This is a genomic window from Cupriavidus sp. GW821-FHT07C08 (assembly GCF_059419025.1).
The window spans coordinates 172,212-190,565 of record NZ_JBWKQZ010000010.1 but is presented as its reverse complement, the minus strand read 5'-3'; the positions used below and the strand labels follow the sequence as shown (position 1 = coordinate 190,565).

At 59.8% G+C, this 18,354-nt stretch carries 13 protein-coding genes; 9 read left to right on the top strand and 4 right to left on the bottom strand.

What is annotated here, in order from left to right; translation table 11 throughout:
• The first annotated feature begins 813 nt into the window (after nucleotides 1-813).
• From AC07UK_RS15640 to AC07UK_RS15620, 5 genes are all read left to right on the top strand, one after another.
• Nucleotides 814-1,929 carry a Re/Si-specific NAD(P)(+) transhydrogenase subunit alpha gene (locus AC07UK_RS15640; protein WP_494687295.1) on the top strand — a complete coding sequence of 372 codons (1,116 nt, stop codon included), beginning with the start codon at nucleotides 814-816 and terminating at the stop codon, nucleotides 1,927-1,929.
• A complete protein-coding gene (locus AC07UK_RS15635; protein WP_494687231.1) occupies nucleotides 1,930-2,250 on the top strand; it encodes an NAD(P) transhydrogenase subunit alpha part 2 in 321 nt (106 codons plus the stop codon).
• Between the two features lie 2 nt (nucleotides 2,251-2,252).
• On the top strand, nucleotides 2,253-3,677 hold the full coding sequence (locus AC07UK_RS15630; RefSeq protein WP_494687296.1) for an NAD(P)(+) transhydrogenase (Re/Si-specific) subunit beta: 1,425 nt from the start codon (nucleotides 2,253-2,255) through the stop codon (nucleotides 3,675-3,677).
• A 121-nt stretch (nucleotides 3,678-3,798) separates the two neighbouring features.
• Nucleotides 3,799-5,535 carry a DUF1302 domain-containing protein gene (locus AC07UK_RS15625; RefSeq protein ID WP_494687232.1) on the top strand — a complete coding sequence of 579 codons (1,737 nt, stop codon included), beginning with the start codon at nucleotides 3,799-3,801 and terminating at the stop codon, nucleotides 5,533-5,535.
• Between the two features lie 492 nt (nucleotides 5,536-6,027).
• Nucleotides 6,028-7,428, top strand: coding sequence for a M23 family metallopeptidase (locus AC07UK_RS15620; RefSeq protein ID WP_494687297.1), 1,401 nt, complete (start codon nucleotides 6,028-6,030; stop codon nucleotides 7,426-7,428).
• Between the two features lie 530 nt (nucleotides 7,429-7,958).
• Here the strand turns inward: AC07UK_RS15620 and AC07UK_RS15615 are convergent.
• From AC07UK_RS15615 to AC07UK_RS15600, 4 genes are all read right to left on the bottom strand, one after another.
• Nucleotides 7,959-8,216: a MerR family DNA-binding transcriptional regulator gene (locus AC07UK_RS15615; protein ID WP_494687233.1), complete on the bottom strand. Its 258-nt coding sequence runs from the start codon at nucleotides 8,214-8,216 to the stop codon at nucleotides 7,959-7,961.
• 112 nt (nucleotides 8,217-8,328) lie between these two features.
• Entirely contained in the window at nucleotides 8,329-11,844 is a 3,516-nt protein-coding gene (locus AC07UK_RS15610) for an indolepyruvate ferredoxin oxidoreductase family protein (RefSeq protein ID WP_494687234.1), read from the bottom strand.
• A gap of 206 nt (nucleotides 11,845-12,050) precedes the next feature.
• On the bottom strand, nucleotides 12,051-13,223 hold the full coding sequence (locus AC07UK_RS15605; RefSeq protein WP_494687235.1) for an alpha/beta hydrolase family protein: 1,173 nt from the start codon (nucleotides 13,221-13,223) through the stop codon (nucleotides 12,051-12,053).
• A 17-nt stretch (nucleotides 13,224-13,240) separates the two neighbouring features.
• Nucleotides 13,241-13,807, bottom strand: coding sequence for a VOC family protein (locus tag AC07UK_RS15600; protein ID WP_494687236.1), 567 nt, complete (start codon nucleotides 13,805-13,807; stop codon nucleotides 13,241-13,243).
• Between the two features lie 344 nt (nucleotides 13,808-14,151).
• Here AC07UK_RS15600 and AC07UK_RS15595 point away from each other — a divergent pair, with 344 nt between their 5' ends.
• The 4 genes from AC07UK_RS15595 (at nucleotide 14,152) to gltA (ending at nucleotide 18,224) form a co-directional block, all read left to right on the top strand.
• On the top strand, nucleotides 14,152-15,069 hold the full coding sequence (locus AC07UK_RS15595; RefSeq protein ID WP_494687237.1) for an isocitrate lyase/PEP mutase family protein: 918 nt from the start codon (nucleotides 14,152-14,154) through the stop codon (nucleotides 15,067-15,069).
• Nucleotides 15,066-16,034, top strand: a complete 969-nt coding sequence (locus AC07UK_RS15590) for a zinc-binding dehydrogenase (RefSeq protein ID WP_494687238.1) — start codon at nucleotides 15,066-15,068, stop codon at nucleotides 16,032-16,034. Before AC07UK_RS15595 ends, AC07UK_RS15590 begins: the two co-directional genes overlap by 4 nt.
• A complete protein-coding gene (locus AC07UK_RS15585) occupies nucleotides 16,031-16,849 on the top strand; it encodes an SDR family NAD(P)-dependent oxidoreductase (protein ID WP_494693881.1) in 819 nt (272 codons plus the stop codon). The genes AC07UK_RS15590 and AC07UK_RS15585 overlap by 4 nt, the downstream gene beginning before the upstream one ends.
• A 73-nt stretch (nucleotides 16,850-16,922) precedes the next feature.
• Nucleotides 16,923-18,224: a citrate synthase gene (gene gltA, locus AC07UK_RS15580; protein WP_494687239.1), complete on the top strand. Its 1,302-nt coding sequence runs from the start codon at nucleotides 16,923-16,925 to the stop codon at nucleotides 18,222-18,224.
• Nucleotides 18,225-18,354: the final 130 nt, after the last annotated feature.

Here is an 18,354-nt window from a genome sequence, read left to right as displayed (position 1 = left end):
TCCGTTTCAGAGCCTGCGCTTTCAGAATGAGCGCTTGATACTGGGAAATATGAAGTTGTTTCAACGGCTCGCTGGGAGCCGTGGTGCCAGAGCACCCGAAATCCACGGAGTGGGTTCGGTGAGCGGCGGCGGAACGATGTGACCGCCCATAGCGGATGCCCGGGGCGGCCTTGCTGACGTCTTCATTGGCGTGTCTCCAAAGGTGAGCGAGTTTTCATCGTCCGGCGGAATTGCTAGCAGCGGCCTACGAGCGCCTAACTGCATCGCTGCCACTCCTCAGGGCCAACCCTGACCAGCCACTAATCCACCGACGGCCGCTTGCTTCGACGACTGAAGAACGGCACGAACTCTGTTTGTGCTAACGTTAGCGCGAAAAAGCGCAAACGTAAACTGTAAAAGCCGGAAGAGCTTCTAGCGAAAAACCCTAATAACAGGGCGTGAACGACACATAACTCTAAGAAAATCCGTAGAGACCCTAGGTCCGCGGCACTCTTCAATGGTCTAAATTGATGCTATCGTTTGCGCAAAACAGAGCAAAGGTGCACGCGACCTTTGCAGCGAATAAGGAACCCCTTGTACTGATGCGTGCACGGAGAACCCAACAACATCAATGCGGTAACCCCTGAAACAGGCGTTTGCGGCACATGTCCGCTCTTCGCCGGCGGTGCATTGACCATTGCCACCTGTCTTGTCGCAGCGCAACAAGTCCGGCGCGATCGGTTCGCTCCGTGCGTCTTGCGGGCCTTGACCCGCCAGAAATGCAGGTCACCGAGCTTGAACACATCGTCAACGATCAATGAACTAGGAGGATTCATGAAAATAGGCGTACCCGCCGAAACCACGGCGGGTGAAACCCGTATAGCCGTGACGCCCGAGACGGCCAAGAAGCTAAAGGCGCAGGGGCACACAGTCTGGGTCGCATCTGGCGCCGGAAGGTTTGCCAATGCAACCGACGAAGCTTATGCCGCTGCAGGCGCAGAAATAACAAATCAGGTCATTGCGCTCGGTTGCGACCTGGTGCTCAAGGTGCGTGCACCGCAGCCGGACGAGGTGGTGACACTGAAGCCTGGCGCCACGGTGGTCGGGATGCTCAATCCATTCGACGCGAGCGGCCTGCAGCGCCTGGCAAGTGCCGGCATCACCGGCTTTGCACTGGAGTCCGCGCCACGCACCTCACGTGCCCAAAGCATGGATGTGTTGTCCAGCCAGGCCAACATTGCCGGCTACAAGGCTGTGATGCTCGCCGCCGACAAGTACCAGCGCTTTCTCCCCATGCTGATGACCGCTGCGGGGACCGTGAAGGCCGCACGCGTAGTCATCCTGGGCGTTGGCGTGGCGGGCTTGCAAGCCATTGCGACCGCGAAGCGCCTGGGCGCAGTCATCGAAGCGTCTGACGTCCGCCCCAGCGTGAAGGAGCAGGTGCAATCGCTAGGCGCCAAGTTCATCGACGTGCCTTATGAAACCGCAGAAGAGAAAGAAGCGGCCGAGGGTTCGGGTGGCTACGCACGCCCGATGCCGGCATCGTGGCTGGAGCGTCAGAAGGCTGAGGTGGCCAAGCGCGTGGCCCAGGCCGATGTTGTCATCACCACCGCGCTAATTCCCGGTCGCCCCGCTCCGGTGCTGGTAACCGAGGAAATGGTCAAGAGCATGAAGGCTGGCTCGGTCATCGTGGACCTGGCCGCGCCCCAGGGCGGCAACTGCCCGCTAACTGAAGCGGGCAAGACCGTGATCAAGCACGGCGTGACCCTGGTGGGGGAAACCAATTTGCCCGCCCTGGTGGCGGCTGACGCGTCGGCCCTATATGCCCGCAACGTGCTGGACTTCCTCAAGCTGATCTTGCCCGCGGAAGGCGGACTGAAGATCGACCTGGAAGACGACATCGTGGCCGCGTGCCTGGTCACGCATAACGGCGAAATGACGAGGAAGTAAATGCAATCCGTATCCCCAACCATCCTTAACCTAATCATCTTCGTGCTGGCCATCTACGTGGGCTACCACGTCGTGTGGACGGTGACGCCGGCGCTTCATACTCCGCTGATGGCTGTCACCAATGCAATCTCGGCCATCGTGATCGTGGGCGCCATGCTGGCCGCCGGGCTCACTGAAACGCCGCTGGGCAAGAGCACAGGCGTGATGGCCGTAGCGCTGGCAGCGGTCAACGTCTTCGGCGGCTTCCTCGTGACGCGCCGGATGCTCGAGATGTTCAAGAAGAAAGACAAGAAGCCGGCCGGCATCAAGGAGTCCGCATGAGCATGAATATGAACCTCGTCACGCTGCTCTACCTAATCGCCAGCGTGTGTTTCATCCAGTCCCTCAAGGGGCTGAGCCATCCCACTACGTCAATCCGAGGCAGCGTCTTCGGCATGGCCGGCATGGCAATCGCCATGTTGACCACGGCCGCGATCATTGTCGAACTCGCTGGTCGCGAGGCACAGGGCATGGCCTATGTACTCGCCGCACTGATCGTTGGCGGTGGTGCCGGTGCCGTGATGGCCAAGCGGGTCGAGATGACCAAGATGCCTGAGCTGGTGGCCTTCATGCACAGCATGATCGGCCTGGCGGCGGTATGCATTGCCGTCGCGGTGGTGGCCGAACCCTGGGCCTTTGGCATCGTCCAAAAAGGCGCAGCCATCCCGGGCGGCAACCGCATCGAGTTGGCGCTGGGCGCCTTCATCGGCGCGGCTACCTTCAGCGGCTCCGTCATTGCCTTCGGCAAGCTCAGCGGCAAGTACAAGTTCCGACTGTTCCAAGGTGCGCCCGTGGTGTTTGCCGGCCAGCACAAGCTCAACCTGCTGCTTGGCGTGGCAACGGTGTTCTTCTGCTTCGGCTTCTGGCACTCGCAGAGCTGGCTCGACATCGCGTTGGTGATCGCTCTGGGATTGACTATCGGTGTGCTCATCATCATCCCGATCGGCGGGGCTGATATGCCGGTGGTGGTGTCCATGCTTAACAGCTACTCGGGCTGGGCGGCCGCGGGCATCGGCTTCAGCCTGAATAACGCCATGCTAATCATTGCCGGCTCGCTGGTGGGTTCCTCGGGCGCCATCCTGAGCTACATCATGTGCAAGGCCATGAACCGCTCATTCCTCAATGTCATCCTGGGCGGCTTCGGTGGCGACGCGGCAGCGGCAAGTGCCGGTGGCGGCGTGCAGCGCACGGCCAAGAGCGGCAGCCCGGACGACGCTGCCTTCATCCTCGGCAACGCCGAGACGGTGGTCATCGTGCCTGGGTATGGCTTGGCGGTGGCCCGTGCCCAGCATGCGGTCAAAGAGCTGGCCGAAAAGCTGGTCCACAAGGGCGTGACGGTGAAGTACGCCATTCACCCGGTGGCCGGGCGCATGCCGGGACACATGAATGTGCTGTTGGCCGAGGCCGAAGTGCCCTACGACCATGTCTTCGAGATGGAGGACATCAACGGCGAATTCGGGCAGGCCGACGTCGCCATCATCCTGGGCGCCAACGATGTGGTGAATCCGGCCGCGTTGCAGAAGGGCTCACCCATCTTTGGCATGCCCATCCTCGAAGCCTACAAGGCCAAGACCGTGATCGTGAACAAGCGCTCCATGGCCGCAGGCTATGCCGGCCTGGACAACGAACTCTTCTACATGGACAAAACCATGATGGTGTTCGGTGACGCCAAGAAGGTTGTGGAGGATATGACCAAGGCCGTGGACTAAACCTGCGGGCCGGCGCAGATGGGGGAGGCGATGTAGTTAAGAGAGGAAAGCGCGAGCACGACCATGCCACCGTCGACGGGGCATGGTAACGCGCCAATTAGAATATTCTGGAGACAAAAAAATGTTGAATCGAAGCAGTATTGGCGTTGTGTACAAGCGCCGAGCGTTGGTGTGGCCAACGGCGATTGGCTTACTGGCGCTCAGCGGCAGCGCGAGGGGCTTCCAGTTCGATACCGGGAACCCCGACGTAGAGGCGCGATGGGACAATTCGATCCGTTATAACCTGGGCGTACGAGCCCAGAGTCCATCCGGGGTCATCCTGAAAGACATCAACCAGGACAACTCCGATAGCAAATTCAAGCAGGGAGATATTGTTACGAACCGGGTCGACGTGCTGTCGGAATTCGATCTCTCATACCAGAAAAAAGCAGGTTTGCGTCTGAGTGGGGCCCTCTGGTACGACGACGCATACCGAGATACCAGCGTCAAGAGTAATCCGGCATTCGTTTCAGGCCCCTTCGACGCCAGTTCACCATATGCTAACAACCAATACACTGACTACGTCAAGCGCTGGAATCGCGGTCCGTCGGGTGAACTGCTTGATGCCTTCGTTTTCACGAAGTTCGATGTGGGCGAGGTGCCGGTGAATATCAAGTTTGGCCAGCATAACATCTATTGGGGGGAATCGCTGTTCTCCTTCATCCACGGGGTTTCCTACTCGCAAGGCCCGGTGGATATCCGCAAGGCTTACGCGAACCCGGGTACCGAGGCCAAAGAACTGTTCAAGCCGCTGACGCAACTATCCGCTTCCGCACAACTGACTGACGAACTTACGGTTGCAGGGCAGTACTTCCTTGACTGGAAGGCCAGCGCGATTCCTGACGGCGGCACCTATTTCGGTATTTCCGACTTCATTACTGCCGGTGGCGGGACCTATGTAATCAACCCGGTAGCTGCCGCCGGCGCATCCGCGCAGTTTGGCACTACGGTAAATCCCGTGCCATGGGTCGGTTCTTACAACAAGCCCAAGACGATTGGCGACTGGGGCTTGATGACCAAGTGGAGTCCCAAATGGCTAGATGGCACAGCGGGGCTCTACTTGCGTGAGTACACCGACAAGCTGCCATCCATTGTCCTCGGCGGCTTGCAGCCTGGGCTTCCTGTACCGTCTTCGTTAGGCTTTAGCTATTCGGACAAGCGCACGCGACTACTTGGTATAAGTCTTTCCAAGTCGATCGGCGGTGTCAGTGTGGGCTCTGAGCTGAGTTACCGCTACGACGGCCCCTTGTTGATGAGCAGCAGCACACTGCGGGGACAGGAGCCGCGCGGGGATACCCTGCACGGCCTGGTCAATGCGTTGGCGTCCTTTGGCAAGACGCCAGTGTTCGATTCCGCAACACTCATCGGGGAACTGACTTACAGCCGTCTGATGAAAGTTCGCGCCAACAGCCAGAACTTCAACTCAGTGGACTATGGTATCCCAGGCGTTGTCTGCCAGGGCGTCCCCGGTTCCACGAACGCCGGTTGCGCCACCAAGGATGCATGGGGCCTCTCCCTCCTGTTCAAACCGACGTGGTACCAAGTTTTTCCGGGTGTCGATATGTCGATGCCTTCAGTCCTCATGGTCGGATTAAAGGGTAATTCGCCTGTGCTGTTCGGAGGGTACCAAGGCTATGGCAGCTACAGCATTGGCTTGTCAGCGGAAGTTAAGAATCAGTACACGGCGACTCTCGCGTACAACGGGTATCTTGCCAAGCATGCAAGCACGCTCAACGCACAAGGCAATGTGGTGACCAACGGCATTGGCGCCCTTTGGGATCGTGGCTGGGTATCGCTCACGCTTAAGGCAACGTTCTAGGCCGCCACGAAGCAAGCTCGACAGGCAGTTTGGGGGGAGTTAAGGAAGGAAGACGATGAACGATTCCACTCCCCCAACACTGCTTGCGAGGAACGACAGCAAGTCTGGTCAGTGTCCAGCGCAACGCTCGGTCAGGCAGATTGAATTTCGGTCACCTCGAGTTTGGCAAGAACAGCTCGGCATCGTCACCATCCCGACTACCCCGTCAGCGTCCGACCTGTCCGCCGCCCAGTGCGGAAACTTCCCGTTGACTTCTTGCGAAAAAGTATTCGATCCCCCTCATCCTGACCAGCCACCACCTCGCCGGCATGTTTGAGGCGTAGCCCCGTTGCGCGCGACGTGTCCAATTTCCTCTGCTAGCAGGCAGTCGAGGAGAAATCAATGGAAATAGTGAACCACACCGTGATCAACCTGAACATCTTCGTGTTGGTGATCTACTTCGGCTGCCACGTACTGGCTGTCGCCCTGACCGGGGGCGAACTCAGGCGTGTGATGAGCATCCGCGGACAAGGGGTTCGCCGAGTTCCTGTTCACACAGTACAAAAGTATGAACCGCTGGTACTGCTCGATCCCAGCGCGACGTGTGCATATCGCCGCAGAATGCTGACAGCAGCCATGGCGGCAGCACTCATGCTTTGCATGGCAGCGGCCAAAGGTGTGGCTCCGCGCGCCGCCTACCTCGGCCCTCAGGCTCCACGCCTGCAGGAACGCATACAACTTCCCGTTCTACGCGATCAGCTTGAAAAGCTGACCGACGCCAATGCCAAATACATCCGAGAGGAACGCATGCAACGCGGGGAAACAATCGCATCCGTGCTCAAGCGGATTGGCTTGAGCTCATCCGACGTCCATGAGTTCATCCGCAGGGACCTCGCCGCACGCAACATCTTTAATCTCCAACCTGGGCAACGGGTGCGGGTAGAAGTCGACCAGAGCAATATGCTGGTTTCGCTGCAGGCCAATCTTGGCGGCGTTGTTTCCGCCTCGCGCGAACTATCAATCGAGCGCATCGGCGACCTTGCCAGACCGGTCTATGTGGCGCACCTCCAAACCGTGGAGAATGAGCTTCACTATGAGATGCGTTCTGGCTCCATCGGTCAGGGCGGGTTCTTCTATACCATGGATGCAGCGAGTGTGCCGGACGACGTCGCCCAGCAGCTACCTTCCATCTTCGCTGGCTTGATTGATTTCCATCGCGATATCGTGATTGGCGATCGCTTCCGCATTGTCTATGAGGCTGGATTCCGGGAAGGCGCCATCGTCAGCAACGGGCGCGTGGTGGCGGTGGAACTCATTCTTCGCGATCAACTCTACCAAGCTTTGTGGTATTCAGCGGACGGAAACAAGGAAGGCGCCTATTACACCTTCGACGGCCGCAGCATGAAGCGCCCCTTCCTGCATTCGCCGGTGGAGTTTTCCCGTATTTCCTCCGGATTTGGCGGACGCGATCATCCCTTGCATCATCATTGGACTCAGCACAAAGGTGTGGACCTTGCTGCGCCCATCGGAACCAAGGTCTCGGCCACAGCCGAAGGGATCGTCAATTTTATCGGCCGGCAGAATGGCTACGGCAATATCGTTATCCTCAAGCACCACAATGGCTTTTCAACGTTCTATGCACACCTCTCCGGATTCGGTGATATCCACCACGGTGAACAGGTCAAACAAGGGCAGTTGATCGGATACGTTGGGAAAACCGGCAGGGCAACCGGGCCTCATCTGCATTATGAAGTTCGCTTCAACGATATGCCACAGAATCCTTTAATCACCACACTAATGGATTCGGTTCCGCTGACAGAGCGGTCGCGGCAACAGTTTCTAAGCTACGCCGGTGATATGCTGAGCCGCATCAACGCGCTGCGCATCTATGATGTCGCCTCCAATCAAAACTGATTAGCACTCTGCGTCATAGACTCGTCTATGCCCTGCCGTTACGTTAGAGATGTGCAAATCTGAACATTCAGAATGGCGCAAGGCGAACGGTGGTCCTTGCTGGAGGGCGAAGCCGGAGGGCTTCGACCAACGGTGCTGACGCCTGGCGGCGCGGACGCGCGACCGGCTGCGAGCCATTGCTCGCGCACCAGACTCCTGTACGCTGCATGAACCTCGCCCCCGGCTGGGCAAGCCGTAGAGGCGCGAATAAAAGACGGTGAGAATCTCGCCTCGGTGAGCTGCTACTCACGGGAAATCCCTGCAGTAGCATCGACACTACGACCTCGACGCCGAAAAACCGGCAAATCTGGAACAGCAACTCACTGCCAAAGCGCAAAAGCAGGTCTCTCGTCACGACGACGAGGCGGCTTACGCGAACGCGCCGGATGTCAACCAGAATGCGCTGCAGGCCGCTCTTCCGATAGTTCAGGCCGCGGCCCAGGTCCGTCGCGACCTCGACGTGGGCAAATCCTGCCTCGCGGCAATGTCGTTCAAGACGGGCGGCTCGCGTCAGTAGCTGCTCGCGCTGATCCTGAGCGGGCGTAGCAGATGGTCTTGCCGGCCGCGGGTGCCTGCTCGTCCGATGCGACTCGGACCGCCTCCGAGGCATAGCGCCGGTGGCCGCCTAGTGTGCGTAGAGCAGGCAGCAGCCGACCCTGGCGATGCCAGCGCCGCAAGGTCGCGACAGCCACGCCAAGCGCGGCTGCCGCTTCGCCGATGGATAGAAGGTGCGTTCCCGGTTTGTTCATAACCGGGTATAGGCACGCGCTTTAAATGCGCCTGATCAGGTTTTTGCAGCCTATCCGCATACAGCTACATACCCTGTCTAGAAACGATTATCGTAAGCGCGCACCCGGACGCTTACCGATTATTTGCAACGGCAGCCTCAGATTCCCCCTCATCGCGACCAGAACACTTGATTCGGAGCGCCTGTCGCTCGTCAGCCACCTTCTTCGCATGCTCGCTTCGAACGTGACCGTACCCCCTGATCCTTTCTGGCAACGACGCGAGCGCGATGGCATCTGACGCGCTAATGCCGCGCCCCGCTTGCTCCTCGATGAGCTCCATGTCATCCTCGTAAGCCGCGAGCAGCTCACGGGCCAGCCTCCGCTCCGGATTGTTCCGAAACGGGTCGAGCCAGGTGCCACGCACACCCCGAAGCGACTGGAGAACCCTCATTGCCGGGAATATCCAGCTGCCAACCTCGCGCTTTTGCAGCGCCCCTGTAGCGGGGTCACGTTTGGAGAATGGCCAGGCCCCCAAGTTGAGCTTGATTTGATAGTCGCCTTCGAACTGGGCTTCAACTTCCTTCCGGAACGCCTGCGACGAATAGATGCGTGCCACTTCGAACTCGTCCTTATTCGCCAGCAGCTTGTAATAGTAGCGCGCAACTGCCGTAGCCAAGCGGCCTTTCGCACCCACTTTCGCGTCGGTAGCCTTCGCGCGTTCGACCACGGCCGCATACCTTTCAGCCAGAGCCCTGCCCTGATACGAAACCAGTCGCTTGAGGCGATCGGCGACGATTTCTTCGACGCGTTCCAGTCGACGCGGAACGAACTGGATCACGTTCTCGCCTTCCCGATTCGAGTCTCCAGTAATCTCACGTTCGACAGCGCCCGAATCGACCGCCATGCGGCGCCCCCATTCGAAACAGCGGCGGTTGAAGTCCACCTGTACCGCATTCAGCTCGATAGCGCGCGAGATCGCTTCAAAACCCACGGGGACGAGTCCAAGCTGCCAGGCATAACCGAGCATGAACATGTTCACCGCGATTGCGTCGCCCATGAGCGCAGTCGCAATGGGGCTGGCCTCGAGGGCTCGTACATTGCTGGCAACTTTGCTGCGCAAGCGATCAAGCAATGCGTTTGCGTCCGCTTGCCAGTCCGGCATCTTCGGGAACGCTGCCGTCGGATTGATGGTGGTATTGACAATCACATGGCTTCGGCCTGTCTTCAACTTCCCGAGCGCTTCATCCCCGGACGCCACGATCAGGTCGCAACCGATCACCACGTCGGCCTCTCCGAGCCCGAGTCTGGCACTACGCAATGTCTCGCCCTTAGGCGCGAAGCGAAGGTGCGACATTACGGCGCCATACTTTTGCGCAATGCCCGTCACGTCGAGAACGCTGGATTCCCGTCCTTCAAGACTGGCGGCCATGCAAAGAATCGCGCCGATCGTAACGATGCCGGTTCCACCGATTCCCGCAATGAGCATGCCATATCCACCCGTCGTGTCAGGCAGTGTCGGCACGGGAAGTTCTCCCCACGCAGTCTTAGATGCTTTGCCCACCGCCGCCTGGCGCTTAAGACGGCCTCCTCGTACCGTCACGAAGCTTGGACAGAACCCCTCTACGCAAGACAAGTCCTTGTTGCAACTTGATTGGTTAATCTTCCGTTTTCGGCCTAGTTCTGTTTCAAGCGGCTCGACCGACATGCAATTTGACTTGACTCCGCAATCGCCGCATCCCTCGCAAACTTCGGCATTAATCAAGGCACGCCGCGCCACATCGATGGCTGGATTGCGCTTGCGTTGCCGCCGGAGTTCCGTTGCACACGCTTGGTCGTATATCAATACCGATACGCCGTCGAAGGTGCGCAGCTCACGCTGGACCTGATCCAGCTCCGTCCGCGGCCTGACCGCGACGCCCGTCGGAAGCCTGACGCCGTCATATCGAGCGACATCGTCTGCAACGACAACAACCCTGGTGACGCCCTCGGCGAGAACCATATCGATGGCGCGCGGCACCGACAGCTCGCCGTCGACCTTCTGGCCTCCGGTCATCGATACGTAGCCGTTGAACAGCAGCTTGTAGGTAACGCGCACCTTGGCTGCGACGGCCTGCCTGATAGCGAGGCTCCCAGAATGGAAGAAAGTGCCATCGCCGAGATTGACGAAGACATGCTTCTCTTCGGTGAAACGCGACTGTCCCACCCAGAACATGCCTTCCGCGCCCATGTGCGTGACAGTGCCGGTACTCTCGGGCCGGATCCACATTGCCATGCCGTGGCAACCGATGCCAGCCATCGTCCGGCTACCCTCGGGCACGACGGTGGACCTATTATGGGGGCAGCCGGAGCAGAAGTTCGGCGTGCGCAGCAACCCCGGACTGGCAGGGACTACAGCCCCTTGCTCTGTTGAATCCGGCTCGGCCAAGCCTGCCAGCGCCGCAATCGTACGAGCAATGATCTTCGGCGTGAGTTCACCTGCCAATGGCAGCGGCGGGACGCGCGGTGCGGAGCAGCCGACACCGGACGGATCGGCCTTGCCCCAGACTTTGACGCCCGCACTTTCACGGCTTCCATGCAAGATGCTCTTGATCTGCTCTTCCAGGAAGGGCCGCTTCTCTTCCACTACCAGGATCTCGTCGAGGCCCTGCACGAACTCCTCGACGATTTGCGCGTCGAGGGGCCAGCTCATGCCAACCTTCAAGAGGCGAATGCCTGCGCGCTCCGCTGCGCCGTCATCCAAGCCCAGTTCAAGTAGCGCACTACGGACGTCCGTCCAGCTCTTTCCCGCCGAAACGATGCCGAGTCGCGGTGCGGAAGGCGATAGCAAGATGCGGTTCAACCCATTGGCCCGGGCATATGCGATCGCCGCAGGCAGCCTGTGCTCGTAAAGACGTGCCTCCATCTCGAGTGGCGGTTCCTGCGCACGAATGTGCAGACCGCCCGGCGCTTGGGTCGGCAATGGCGGCAGGACAGGCCTGGCGCGCGAGGGGCCGACCTCCACCGTTGTGGTCGTCTCCACGACATCGGTCACAAGCTTGATGGCGACCCAGCAGCCGGCGTACCGACTCATGGCGATGCCATGGAGCCCGTAGTCAAGGATTTCCTGTGTATTCGACGGATAGAGGGTTGGAATGCCGTTGGCCTTCAGTTGCATATCGGACTGGGCCGACCTGGACGACGACTTTGCCGCGTGGTCGTCACCGACCAGCGCAATCACGCCTCCGAGTGGGGCCGTTCCTGCCGTGTTGGCATGCTGGAAGGCATCGCCGCTTCGGTCCACGCCGGGGCTTTTGCCGTACCAGATTCCGAATACACCATCGACCTTCGCCCCTGGGTAAAGGTTGACGTACTGCGTGCCCCACACTGCAGTGGCTGCAAGGTCCTCATTCACGCCCGGCTGAAACTGAATATTGCAGGTCTTGAGCTTGGCAGCGATGCGCCAGAGTTCCTGGTCATAACTGCCAAGCGGCGAGCCACGATAACCAGAAATGAATCCGCCAGTGTTGAGTCCGGCGTCCTGGTCCCGCCACCGCTGCTCCAGCGGAAGGCGCGCCAGTGCTTGAGTGCCCGACAACGATACGATGCCCTCGCGCAGTTCATACCGGTCTTCAAGAGTCTTTTGCCGGGGCTTTTCCTTCAATTCGATCATGTCGGCTTCCAAGTTTTTGCCAGGCTTATGCTGTTCACTGGGGGTTCGTCGCTGCGCCCGATGCTGATGGACCGGACCAAGGGCCCGGTGGCCTGAGAGGAGGAGTGCGGTTCGCACGAACGCCTTCGCCGACAGTGCGTGAAGCACGCCGGCATGGATTGCGTTCTAGCGTGAACGCAAATCACTGCGGGGGCAGTGGTATGCGTCTATAGAAGATTGCGTGCTGCAAGCCAGGTGCGCACGACTCGCGTCGCCTCGGCAATCTGCTCTGGCTGATTCGTGTAATAGTGTGTGGCACCCTTGATCACGTGCATCGACTTGTCCGTCGAGCCAGCCGCCTCGAAGATCCTCCGGGAGTCCGGCTGAGGAACGCCGTCGTCCGCGCTGCCTTCGATGACGAGAAACGGAGCGGCGATACCAGCGGCGCAAACAAAGCCGTCGGCGCGCGAGTCGTCCAGCGACCACTGCGAGAGCCATGCGCGCAAGGTGCAGAATCTCGCAAGCCCAATCGGACCTGAGTTGACCGTCTCAGGATTCCCCATCAATGCGCCACCCGGCGCGCGGTCGTTGGGGTCCATGCTCGGATCGAGAAACCGCAGGTCCGCCCAGGTACGGTGAACGACGAAGCCTCGCTCCAGCTCTGCAGTCTTGCGGCGCTTCAGTTCTGCGAGCGTCTCCTTCACCCACGCCGTTATCCGGCGAACGCGGGCGATCTGCGCAGCACGGTAGCGGGCAATGTACTCCGGCGTGTACGGAGGCTGGTTTGGGTTCCGGGGATCGTAAATGTCGAGTTCGACATCTCGGTCATCGGGATTCAGTTCGTCAAGAACGGACGGATCGATGACCTCGGCAAGGCAAAGGGCTCGGCCCGCATGGGCTGACTGGAAGATGACAGCGTCGGCGGGAATCAGTCCCGCACCCTTCAGATTAACGGGGTCACCCGCAGGAGTATCGACGATACTCGGCGACTCCGCCTGCGACTGGTAGAACAATGACAGGGCCCCGCCACCACTCCAGCCGAGCAGGACGATTCTCTCGTATCCCCATTCCTTCTTCGCGTGCCGGACATACGCGCCGAGATCAAGAACGACCTTCTCCATGATGAGGGCCGTGTCGTTCTTCGGATATCGGCTGCCAGCACACAGGACGTGCATTCCCGAGCGGGCGAATGCACGTGGCACCGGCAGCAGATGCAGCGTGGAGCTGGGATGCATCAGAATCACCAGTGTCTTTGAGGGCAGATCCTTGGGGCGGAGCAACATCCCCTCCAGGTTCACTTTGCCCTGGCTACCCGTAAAGCCATAGGTCTCCGCGAATTGTGCACGCTCTTCGTATGTGAGGTGCACCCACTCGTACGTTACATCCCAATTTTCAGTCATCGTGAAACCTGCTGGACTTAAACCAATGAAGCGGCCGGGGGTTGGGCCTTGAGTTCATTCCAGGCCTTCAGCGAATCGTGCGCCTCGCGCTTATGCTCTTCCCACGATTTGGCATTCTCAGCGTTCATGGCTATGAATTCGAGCCGGTAGCCATTCGGATCGTGGAAGTAGAGCGAAGTGCAGACACCATGATCAACGGGGCCATCGAATTGGACGCCCAACTCCTGCAGCCGATCACGCCAGGCATTGATGGCGTCACAGTCGCGTACTTTCATGGCGAAGTGCAGATCCATGCCCCACTGGCGTTTGAAGTCAAAGTCTTGCCCGTGAACCTCGTCGGCGACATCGAAGAACGCCAGGTATGACGACGACTCCGAATCTGGGCTGCCGATGTCAAAAAACAGATGCAGATAGCGCAGCGGTTCACGAGTGGTGGGATGGATTTTATTGATCATCGCCACCTCCAACGGGAATCCCAGCAGGCCCTCGTAGAAGTCACAAGTTTCCTGCGCGTCACGACATCTGTAAGCAGCATGGTCCAGGCCAAATACTTCAGGCAGGCTCGGATCGATAGGTCGTCTCATGGGTTCGTCTCCTCAATGGTTCAAGCAAGCGGCAGCAACCGCGGTACCGGTGCGGCCGACGTGTCAGCATTCATTCTTACCAACTACAGTGCTAACGTTAGCGCGAAAGTTGAGATTCGTAAAGTTGAAATCGTTGCTAGCCGTGTAGGGCTAACCCTTACTGTTCTATAGAAATTCATTCGCGGAGCTCTTGTGGCTTAGGTATAGACCCTAGGTGCGGCCCCGCCGATCATGCCGCTATTATTGCTATCGATAGCATTAACTAGGCTCCAGGACGGCTCAGCGGAGGTCGCTGCTCCGGGACTTGGCGCCGAACCGGAATGTATCCCCCCGGAAACTGAGTGATGTCTAAGCGACCAACGTTTCGTGAACTCCTGGCCATTGGCGCCCCCCTGGTGGTGCCCTGCGCCCACGATGCGCTCTCGGCGCGTCTGATTCAGCAGGCAGGTTTTTCCGCCATGGCTATCAGTGGCTCTGGCGCGCTGGCAGCCCGTTACGGCTTGCCTGACCTGGGCATTGCAGGGCTGACTGACATGTCGGCAATCACCCGCGACATCCTGGACGCCACGTCAATTGCGTGCATTGGCGACGGAGATGATGGCTATGGTGACGTTAAGTCGGTCGCACGCACTGTCCAGGTCAACGAGGCCCTCGGCATCGGAGCCCTAGTACTTGAAGACCAGACGCGCTCGGTGAAACGCCCTGGCCAGAACGCTGCGGTGGAAGTGGTCAGCGATGAAGAAATCTCGGCAAAGCTGCGCGTCGCCATTGAGACGCGCAGTAGCGACGACTTCTGGATCATCGGGCGCACCGACGCGTACGGTGCACATGGCATCAATGCTGCTCTGCGTCGCGCCGATCTGTATTTGCGTTGCGGCGTCGACGGGCTCTTCATCGCCGGCGTCCGAAAGCCCGAGGAGCTCGAATGCATTGGCCGCACCTTCCGTGGCACGCCACTCTCAGTGGTCATGTACGGGGGCGAAGGCTGGCCATCCCTCTCGGTAGCGGAACTGCACAGCATGGGTTACTCGCAAATCCTCTACCCCCTCTCCCTGCTTTTGCCGATGTGCACCTTATTTGCTGACACATTGCAGACGCTCAAACAAGCCATGAACGAAGGCGCCATGCCGCCCCCCCTTGCCGACGAAAAGCGTGCACGCGCGATCTTAGGGCGTGCAGTCGATCTCGATCGCTGGCTGGCGCTGGAAATGACAGCACAGCCGGTGCAGGCGGAAACCAACCAGGAAGGATCTGCTCCATGAAAGGCCTTATTGTCGACAACAACGACCCAAAAAACCCACGGCTGATTCTCTCCGAGGTGCCGACACCGCGAGCGGGCAGAGGCGAACTACTCGTGCGGGTCGAGGTGGCCGGACTAAATCGAGCGGACCTTGCTCTGCCGAAGGACCACTACGCCGCCAACGAGGTGGGAGGCAGCGAGTTGGCGGGTGAAGTCGTGGAAGTCGGCAGCGACTGCCCCGGGTTCGCTGTCGGCGATCGCATCCTAGCCTTGTCCAAGGGCTCCCATGCGGAGTTTGCGTGTGTGGACCATCGGCTCGCCGTGCATGTTCCGGACGGGATCGACTGGCAGGTTGCGGCTGCGCTACCGGCCTGGTACATGACCGCTCACGACGCGTTGATCACGCAAGGCGAGTTCCGTGCCGGTGAAACAGTCCTAATCCAAGGCGTCACCTCCGGCGTAGGTCAAGCCGCGGCACAGCTCGCACAGCTGAGGGGCGCACGAAGCGTCATTGGTGTTGCACGCTCAGGCGCCAAGCTAAATCTGATGACGGGTGAATCGGTGGACCGTGGCCTGCTCGCGGATTCCGACTGGCCGGCTACGGCGCATGAAGCGACCAACGGACAGGGTGTGGATTTGGTTATCGACATGGTCGGCGGGGGCGCGCTGAGTGGCAATCTAGAAAGCCTGGCGCTGCGCGGCCGCATTGTCGCCGTTGGTCGGCTCGGTGGGTCCACAGACACATTGGATCTCGGGATGCTAGCGTTCAAGCGCGCGCGGTTGATAGGCGTCACATTTCGCTCGCGCAGTCCTCAGGAGAAAAGCGCCATCGCCCACTCGTTCGCCTCCGAAGTCTTGCCGCACGTTGCCGCTGGCAGGCTCAAGCCGCGAATCGATCGCGTCCTTCCGCTCGCCGATGCGGCCATGGCGCAGGAACTGATGCGCAGCAACAATCACTTTGGAAAAGTTCTGCTGGCAATCCGATGACATCACTCGATCTGATAATGGCCGCAGCAGCGGCGAAGGTACCGGAACAAGTGGGTCCAGCACATAGGGGTCGACTCGAAGGGCGCCGTATCGCAATCACCGGCGGCGGAACCGGCATAGGCCGCGCAGTTGCCGAACTGTGTGCCTCGGAGGGAGCCATCACCGCGGTCCTCGGACGCAGAATGGATCAATTGACGCAGGTTCAGGCCTTGACAGGCGGCATTGCCGTAAGCGTCGACCTTCGAGACGAAGACGCGACCACACGCGCCATCGATGAGTGCGCACGAGGGATGGGTGGGCTCGACGGGCTGGTGAATGCGGTCGGCGCCCTAGATGTCGGCAAGCTGGAGCAAACCGATCTCGCGCGCTGGAATGAGAGTCTCCAAGTTAATCTGACTGCCCCGTTCTTAGCCAGCCGTGCAGCACTGCGCCACTTGCGCAGCGCTGCCGCGGCCGGAAAGAGCGCGGCAATTGTCAACATCGCAGCCTTGGCAGCATTAATGCCAGGCGTTAGTAGTGCTGGCTACTCAGCCGCAAAGGCGGGGCTACTTCAGTACAGCCGAACGATTGCTGCCGAGTTAGCGCCAGACATTAGAGTGAACTGCGTCTGTCCCGGGGCAGTCGACACACCGATGACGAACGGCTTTCTAGCCATGCCTGATTCGGATCGAGCGGGCTTCATTTCTCGTTATGCGTTGGGTCGCATGGCACGCGCTGACGAAATTGCAAACGTCGTGGTCTTCTTGCTCAGCAGCGAGGCCTCTTGCGTCATCGGCAGCACGTTCATCGCTGACGGCGGTCGTTCATATCGGTAGAAGACTTTCTGCCGCACCGCGCCCCAGGCGCTTGGCTACCTTTGCTTCAGCTTATACAACCCAAAAGGATCAAATGACGCCGTCCGATGTGAAAGCCAAGCTATCGTTTTCCGATGGCTCCCCCAGCGTTGAGCTGCCGATCTACAAGGGCACAGTGGGCCCGGACGTAATCGACATTCGCAAGCTGTACGGACAGACAGGTAAGTTCACCCACGACCCCGGCTTCATGTCGACGGCTTCGTGCAATTCGAAGATCGCCTATATCGACGGCGACAAGGGCGAGCTGCTGTACCGCGGCTACCCGATCGAGCAACTGGCGCAGAAGTGCGACCACCTCGAAACCTGCTACCTGCTACTCAAGGGCGAGCTGCCCAACGCCAAGCAGAAGAAAGAATTCGTCGGCCACGTGATGAACCACACGATGGTCCACGAGCAGATGCAGTTCTTCATGCGCGGTTTCCGCCGTGACGCGCACCCGATGGCCGTTCTGACCGGCATGGTTGGTGCGATGAGCGCGTTCTACCACGACGCGATGGACGTCGATGATCCGCACCAGCGGGAGATCTCGGCCATCCGCCTGATCGCCAAGATGCCGACCCTGGTCGCCATGGCGTACAAGTACAACATCGGCCAGCCGTACATCTACCCGCAGAACGACCTGTCCTACTCGGGAAACTTCCTGCGCATGCTGTTCGGCACGCCGTGCGCCCCGTACACCGTCAACCCGGTGCTCGAGCGCGCGCTGGACCGCATCTTCATCCTGCACGCCGACCACGAGCAGAATGCCTCGACCTCGACCGTCCGTCTGGCCGGCTCGTCGGGCACCAACCCGTTCGCCGCCATCGCCGCCGGCGTGGCCTGCCTGTGGGGCCCGGCCCACGGTGGCGCCAACGAAGCTGCGCTGCGCATGCTGGAAGAGATCGGCAGCGTCGACAACATCGGCGAGTTCATCAAGCAGGTGAAGGACAAGAACTCGGGCGTGCGCCTGATGGGCTTTGGCCACCGTGTGTACAAGAACTACGACCCGCGCGCCAAGCTGATGCGCGAAACCTGCCATGAAGTGCTGGAAGAGCTGGGCCTGCACAATGACCCGCTGTTCAAGCTGGCCATGGAACTGGAAAGGATCGCGCTGGAAGACGAGTACTTCGTCAGCCGCAAGCTGTACCCGAACGTCGACTTCTACTCGGGCATCGTCCAGCGCGCGCTGGGCATCCCGACGTCGCTGTTCACCTGCATCTTCGCGCTGGCTCGTACCCCGGGCTGGATCTCGCAGTGGGAAGAGATGATCACCGATCCGGAGTACAAGATCGGCCGTCCGCGCCAGCTGTTCAACGGCGCAGCGCCCCGCGACGTGCCGGACATCGGCAAGCGTTGATCGCAACGTGTGCATTTTGCTCAGCCTACCGGTACGCAGCGAGATCAGCGGCATGGCCAAGCGGCATCACGGCACGGCTGCGCTCTATCGACGGATCGATATGACTGCATATGTTCATGGCATAAATCTC